Below are 6,858 nucleotides of genomic sequence, written 5' to 3'. Positions count from 1 at the left end.
TTACGTAAAAATGCCTTCCAGAAAAGCTCCTCCATGGCCCCGATGCAAGCGGAAATCCTTTTTGGGCAGGGGTTCGGCCGCAAAAGATCATTGTTTATTATAAAACTTAAGATTTCCCATCTACCCAGCATCATATTCCATACTTATATTCCATACTTATATTATATATGCACATAAAAAGTAAAGACGTGAGGTTTTGAAAAAGAATTAGCTTTACATATAATATAATATAATATAATAGAGAAAAAGACCATACTTATATATAATAGAGTAAACTTGTACTTATATATTGTATGTATTTTTGTAATCACGTATATTTGCATTCACAAAATTATAAACAATGATCAAGATTACTTTACCCGATGGGTCAATTAGAGAGTTTGCTTCAGGCGTAACTCCAATGGAGGTCGCTAAAAACATTAGCGAAGGTTTTGCTAGAAACGTGATTTCTGCATCTTTTAATGGTACAACTATTGAAACCGAAACTCCATTAACGACCGACGGTAATCTTATACTATATACTTGGAATGATGCAGAAGGAAAAAAAGCTTTCTGGCATTCGACTTCGCACGTAATGGCACAAGCCCTTGAGGAATTGTACCCAGGAATCAAATTAACTCTTGGACCCGCAATTGCTAATGGTTTCTATTATGATGTAGATTTTGAAGATCAAAAGATTTCTGAAGCTGACTTCAAAAAGATTGAAGATCGTATTCTTGAAATCTCTAGAGGAAAGTACGACTTTAAAATGCGTCCGGTAAGCAAAGCGGAGGCGCTAGAAATGTATAAGGATAACGTTTATAAGACTGAATTAATTTCAAACCTTGAAGACGGAACTATTACTTTTTGTGATCATGCAACTTTTACTGATTTATGCCGTGGTGGACATATTCCAAATACTGGAATAATCAAGGCTGTAAAAATCATGAGTGTTGCTGGTGCTTACTGGAGAGGTGATGAGAAAAACAAACAGCTGACTCGTGTTTATGGAACTTCTTTCCCTAAACAAAAAGATTTAACTGAATATCTTGAACTTCTTGAGGAGGCAAAACGTCGTGACCACCGTAAATTAGGAAAAGAGTTGGAATTGTTCGCTTTTTCTCAAAAAGTAGGCCAAGGTTTGCCTTTATGGTTACCTAAAGGCGCTGCACTTAGAGAGCGTTTGGAGCAATTTTTAAAGAAAGCTCAAAAGAAAGCTGGATATGAGCAAGTTGTGAGTCCGCACATTGGCCAAAAAGAACTTTATGTAACTTCTGGTCATTATGCAAAGTATGGAGCAGATAGTTTCCAACCAATTCATACACCAGCTCAGGGTGAAGAATTTTTATTGAAACCAATGAACTGTCCTCACCATTGTGAGATTTACAACGTAAGACCTTGGTCATATAAAGATCTACCTAAGCGTTATGCTGAATTCGGTACTGTATATAGATATGAGCAATCTGGAGAATTACACGGTTTAACTCGCGTTAGAGGATTCACTCAAGATGATGCGCATATCTTCTGTACTCCAGAACAATTGGACGAGGAATTCAAGAAAGTAATTGACCTTGTATTGTACGTATTTGGCTCATTAGGCTTTGAGAACTTTACTGCTCAGATTTCATTAAGAGATCAGGAAAACAGAGACAAGTATATTGGTACTGATGAAAACTGGGAAAAGGCAGAAAATGCAATTATCAACGCAGCAAAAGACAAAGGTCTTAATACTGTTGTCGAATATGGTGAAGCAGCATTTTATGGTCCGAAACTTGATTTCATGGTAAAAGATGCTTTGGGAAGACAATGGCAATTAGGAACAATTCAGGTAGATTACAACTTGCCTGAACGTTTTGAATTAACTTACAAAGGCGCTGATAATGAATTACATCGCCCTGTTATGATTCACAGAGCTCCTTTTGGATCTATGGAACGTTTTATAGCAATTTTACTAGAGCATACAGCAGGAAATTTCCCACTTTGGTTAATGCCTGAGCAGGCTATTATCTTGTCTTTGAGCGAGAAATACGAAAATTATGCTAAAAAAGTTTTAGATTTGCTAGAAAATCACGAAATTCGCGCCCTAATTGACAACCGAAATGAAACTATCGGTAAGAAAATTAGAGATGCAGAAATGCAGAAAATTCCATTTATGCTTATCGTTGGTGAGGAAGAAGAGAAAAATGGCACGATTTCTATTCGTCGTCACGGACAAGAAGGAAAAGGCAATATCACAGTTTCAATCGAAGAATTTGCTGCGATTGTAGACGAAGAGATAAAAAAGACATTAAAAGTATTTACAGTTTAACTTAAATTAGAAAGTCATAGCAATAAAAAGTAACAGAGGTTTTCAACCTCGAGTAGAGAAGAAAGATGCACACAGAATAAACAATCTTATTCGTGTTCCTGAAGTACGTCTTGTAGGTGAAAACATTGAACCTGGGGTTTTTAAAATCGCTGACGCGCTACGTTTAGCTGACCAATTTGAATTGGATTTAGTTGAAATTTCGCCAAATGCGGAACCACCGGTTTGTAAAATCATGGATTACAAGAAATTTGTTTACGAACAAAAGAAAAGAGATAAGGCTTTGAAGGCTAAATCTTCTCAAGTTGTAGTAAAGGAAATTCGATTTGGTCCTCAAACAGATGAGCATGATTATGAATTTAAAAGAAAGAACGCTGAAAAATTCTTAAAAGAGGGAGCTAAATTAAAAGCTTTCGTATTCTTTAAAGGACGTTCTATCATTTATAAAGATCAAGGTCAGATTCTATTATTACGTCTTGCTCAAGATTTAGAGGAACATGGTAAAGTTGAAGCTATGCCTGTTTTGGAAGGAAAGAGAATGATTATGTTCATTGCTCCGAAGAAAAAGAAATAAGTCTTAAGATCGAAAGTCTTAAAGTCAAAAGTCATAAACTGACTTTTGACTTTTAACTTTTAAACATTTAGACTAAAGATATAAGTAAGTAAGAATAAATTAAAACACTAGGAAAAATGCCTAAAATGAAAACAAAATCTAGCGCTAAGAAACGTTTTAAAGTTACTGGTTCTGGAAAGATTAAAAGAAAGCATGCTTTTAAAAGTCACATCTTGACTAAAAAATCTAAAAAACGTAAATTAGCTTTGACTCACTCAGCGCTAGTTCACCAAACAGATATGAGAAGCATTAAACAACAATTAAGAATTATCTAATTATAAGTCAAAAGTTAGAAAGTCATAAAGTTTAAAAGTCAGATACTGACTTTAGACATTTGACTTTAAGACATTAGACTAAAGATTTTCTTTAGGTTAAAAAATTATTTATATAACCTTGGAGTATGGCTTTAAGTTCCTTTGATTCAATTCAGGACGCCTGCTACAAAAACACATTAAAATTATGCCAAGATCGGTAAATTCAGTTGCTAAAAGAGCAAGAAGAAAAAAAATAATGAAGCAAGCCAAAGGTTTCTTTGGTAGACGTAAAAACGTTTGGACAGTTGCTAAGAACGCGGTAGAGAAAGCGATGAGCTACGCTTACCGTGATAGAAAACAGAATAAAAGAAATTTCCGTTCATTATGGATTCAACGTATCAACGCTGGAGCTAGATTAGAGGGAATGTCTTATTCTCAATTCATGGGGAAAGTTAAAGCTAACGGAATCGAATTGAACCGTAAAGTTCTTGCAGATTTAGCTATGAACCACCCAGAAGCTTTCAAAGCTATTCTTAATAAAGTAAAATAAAACGTTTTATAAACTCAATTTAAGATTACTTACTTATTATATAAAACCATTCGTTAACGCGAATGGTTTTTTGCTTTAAAGAAGTCTCAAATCTCCGTCTTTAGAAAAAAATTAAAAGGTAACTTTGTATAAATCAAAATAATCTTATGTACAAAGCGCTTTTTGACCATATTGAAAAATTTATTACTCTTGAACCTTCAGAAATAGATAAATTAGAATCATGTCTAGAAATTTCTAATATAAAAAAGAAAGAACATATACTCACAGAAGGTCAAATTTGCAATACAATGTATTTTGTTGTCAAGGGCTGTATGAGACAATATATCATCAATCCTAAAGGTACCGAGCAAACACTTCAATTTGCGATAGAAAACTGGTGGATTACTGATTATTTGAGCTACCACAATCACATACCATCAAGCTTTTATCTGCAGGCAGTTGAAAACTCAGAAGTTATTGCCATTGACAAAAACCTTTTAGAGGCATTACTACTTGAAATTCCTAATCTTGAAAGATACTTTAGAATTGTTACTCAAAAAAGTTTTGGCGCAATGCAAATGCGTATCAAATTCTTATTTACAATGTCAGCCGAAGAAAGATATCATCACTTTAATGACCATTTCCCAGAATTTGTTCAGCGCGTTCCTCAATATATGCTTGCCTCCTATCTGGATTTTTCTGCAGAATTTATGAGTAAAATAAGAGCTGGAAAACTCTGAGTTGAATTTCTTGAAGTAGTTCAAGTTTTTAAAAGCATACAATGCCCACCTTTGTAATGAAATTTTAAAACACATAAAGATGAACTCAAGAATCGTTATCCCACAAGTTGCTCCCGAAGCATATCAAGCCATGCTAGGTTTAGAAAAATATATTGCTTCTACTTCTCTATCTCCTGTACATAAAGAGTTAATTAAAATTAGAGCATCACAAATAAATGGTTGTGCTTATTGCATAAACATGCACACTGCAGACGCGAGAAAGCTGGGTGTAACCGAACAACGTATTTATCTTCTTACTGCTTGGCGTGAAGCTGATTTTTATAGTGATGAAGAAAAAGCAATATTAGCTTTAACAGAAGAAATAACATTAATAAGCAATCACGTTTCTGAAGAAGTATATCAAAATGCTGCTAAATTATTTGATAAAAAATATCTAGCAGAAATCATTATGGCAATCATTACTATTAATGCATGGAATCGAATTGGAATTTCAACCGATATGCGTGCAGAATAATTTATAAGGATAAAATTTACAAGCAATTTACTATTACAGGCCCTTCTACAAGAGGGCCTTTCTGTATATCACTGGAAATCAGAATGTGAATTTTCTTTTTTTTGAGATTTTTGAAAAACAGGTATTTATACGCTTTTGTAAGAAATAAAATTATTTATTTTTGGCGCATGATTCCAAAAAAAATACAAATTACCTTTTATACAATTTTCATTTTTGTATTTTTTTTTGCGTGCCAAAACAAGAAAAAACCGGTAGAAAAAATTGCAAACAATAAAATCGAAATAGAAAAAACGATTCGTTCTGCCGACTTCTTTTATAAAAACAAACAGTTAGACAGTGCATTTTATTTATACAATAAGGCAAGAGCAAATAGCAACCTGAAAGACGATGTAAAGAATTATGTTTATTGCATGTACTATATGGCCGAAATTCAGCAAAAACATGAAGATTTTGTTGGTAGTACAAAAACAGCAATAGAAACAATTCCGTTTCTAAATCAAATAAAAGACTCTAATTATATCTGGAATATCTACAGTGTATTAGGAAGGAACTATTTTTATACTTACGATTACCCAACTGCAATTTATTATTACTCTAAGGCATTTACTTTAAAAATTGACAGGATAAATAAACTTGAAGCAAAAAACAATATCGCTGTTATTTATATAAAACAACATAAGTTTGAAAAAGCGCTTCCCATTTTTCTTTCAATAAGTAAAGAGAAGATCTTAAAAGATAGTCCTGAAAATTATTCCAAAATATTAGATTACATAGGATACTGCTATTATAAATTAGAAGATCCAAGAGCACTTTCGTTTTTTAGAAAGAGCTTAAAAATAAAGTCTCAAGCAAATTATTTAGAGGGCTTAGGCAAAACCTATTATAATCTTTCTCAATTCTATCAAAAAAGCAATACTGGTTTAGCAATGACGTACGCTAAATTAAGCTATAAAAATTATACATTATCAGGTAATATAGATGAGCGATTACTTGCTTTAAAATATATAATAGAAAATAGTCCCGATGTCGAATCAAAAAAAAATATGCTTATTTATACAAGTGCAATAGATAGCATTTTTGAAGTAAGGCAACAAGCAAAAAATCAATTTGCAAAAATTAAATATGACACTAAAAAAGAAAAAGAGGAAAATCTAAAATTAAAAGCTCAAAAAATTAAAAATGAACTTCAGTTAGCAAAACAAGAAAACAGTAATATTATTTCCTATATAGTAATCATATTTGCATCTGCCCTAATCGTTTTCATTTATTTTTTTCTGACCTCACGAGCCAATCGTCAAAAAATAGAAGCAACATATCAAAGCGAAACCAGAATCTCAAAAAAATTACATGACGAACTTGCCAATGACATTTATCACACAATGGCATTTGTCGAAAATAGAAACATTTCTACTCAAGAAAATAAAAATCATCTATTAAAAAGATTAGAAGATATTTATTCTCGAACAAGAAATATTTCAAAGGAAAATACTCCAACCATAAGCAATCAAAATTATATAGTTTTGATTAAAGAAATGATTTCAGGATTTAATACACCAACCACAAATCTTATGATAAATGGTTTGGATACCATTTCATGGGATTCTATTGACAGAACTAAAAAAATAGCTGTTTATCGTTCTATACAAGAATTACTTGTGAACATGAAAAAACATAGTGGTGCGAGTTTAGTTGCACTAACTTTTAAAGAGCTCGATAATAGCATAATAATTAATTATACCGATAACGGACGAGGAATCGATATAAACAAAATGGTTTTAAAAAATGGTTTACATAATATTGAAAATAGAATTCATGCCATTAAAGGCGAGATAAATATTCATTCAGATTTTGGAAAAGGTTTTAAAGTTTTAATTAAATTTCCAGCATAATGATTAAATACTTACGCAACTTTTTTCAAAAAAAA

At 32.2% G+C, this 6,858-nt stretch carries 7 protein-coding genes; all 7 read left to right on the top strand.

Translation table 11 applies throughout. The annotated features are described in order from the left end of the window. Positions 1–340 precede the first annotated feature (340 nt). The 7 genes from thrS to AC1Q5Z_RS23210 all read left to right on the top strand — a co-directional run bounded on the left by thrS (position 341) and on the right by AC1Q5Z_RS23210 (position 6,823). Positions 341–2,287, top strand: coding sequence for a threonine--tRNA ligase (thrS, locus tag AC1Q5Z_RS23240; protein ID WP_492447078.1), 1,947 nt, complete (start codon positions 341–343; stop codon positions 2,285–2,287). A gap of 16 nt (positions 2,288–2,303) precedes the next feature. Continuing rightward, complete coding sequence (gene infC / locus AC1Q5Z_RS23235; RefSeq protein WP_095931668.1) at positions 2,304–2,858, top strand: translation initiation factor IF-3; 555 nt, start codon at positions 2,304–2,306, stop codon at positions 2,856–2,858. Between the two features lie 116 nt (positions 2,859–2,974). Then, positions 2,975–3,172: a 50S ribosomal protein L35 gene (gene rpmI / locus AC1Q5Z_RS23230; protein WP_008464950.1), complete on the top strand. Its 198-nt coding sequence runs from the start codon at positions 2,975–2,977 to the stop codon at positions 3,170–3,172. A gap of 184 nt (positions 3,173–3,356) precedes the next feature. Then, the gene (rplT, locus tag AC1Q5Z_RS23225) at positions 3,357–3,701 is read left to right on the top strand and encodes a 50S ribosomal protein L20 (RefSeq protein WP_008464948.1); all 345 of its coding nucleotides are present in this window, start codon (positions 3,357–3,359) and stop codon (positions 3,699–3,701) included. Positions 3,702–3,847: 146 nt separating this feature from the next. After that, entirely contained in the window at positions 3,848–4,420 is a 573-nt protein-coding gene (locus AC1Q5Z_RS23220) for a Crp/Fnr family transcriptional regulator (protein WP_278020616.1), read from the top strand. A gap of 79 nt (positions 4,421–4,499) precedes the next feature. Next, positions 4,500–4,934: a carboxymuconolactone decarboxylase family protein gene (locus AC1Q5Z_RS23215; RefSeq protein ID WP_198858134.1), complete on the top strand. Its 435-nt coding sequence runs from the start codon at positions 4,500–4,502 to the stop codon at positions 4,932–4,934. A 167-nt stretch (positions 4,935–5,101) separates the two neighbouring features. Then, positions 5,102–6,823 carry a tetratricopeptide repeat-containing sensor histidine kinase gene (locus AC1Q5Z_RS23210; RefSeq protein ID WP_343589540.1) on the top strand — a complete coding sequence of 574 codons (1,722 nt, stop codon included), beginning with the start codon at positions 5,102–5,104 and terminating at the stop codon, positions 6,821–6,823. The last annotated feature ends 35 nt before the right edge of the window (positions 6,824–6,858 follow it).

The sequence above is a fragment of the Flavobacterium sp. GW823-FHT06G12 genome, from assembly GCF_058794775.1.
Note: the sequence above shows the minus strand (reverse complement) of the source record. Positions and strands in the feature narration are given on the sequence as shown.

Bases quoted from the DNA above. Each gene is read 5' to 3' on its own strand.
- thrS (WP_492447078.1), top strand. From the start codon at position 341: ATGATCAAGATTACTTTACCCGATGGGTCAATTAGAGAGTTTGCTTCA.
- rpmI (WP_008464950.1), top strand. From the start codon at position 2,975: ATGCCTAAAATGAAAACAAAATCTAGCGCTAAGAAACGTTTTAAAGTT.
- rplT (WP_008464948.1), top strand. From the start codon at position 3,357: ATGCCAAGATCGGTAAATTCAGTTGCTAAAAGAGCAAGAAGAAAAAAA.
- AC1Q5Z_RS23220 (WP_278020616.1), top strand. From the start codon at position 3,848: ATGTACAAAGCGCTTTTTGACCATATTGAAAAATTTATTACTCTTGAA.
- AC1Q5Z_RS23215 (WP_198858134.1), top strand. From the start codon at position 4,500: ATGAACTCAAGAATCGTTATCCCACAAGTTGCTCCCGAAGCATATCAA.
- AC1Q5Z_RS23210 (WP_343589540.1), top strand. From the start codon at position 5,102: ATGATTCCAAAAAAAATACAAATTACCTTTTATACAATTTTCATTTTT.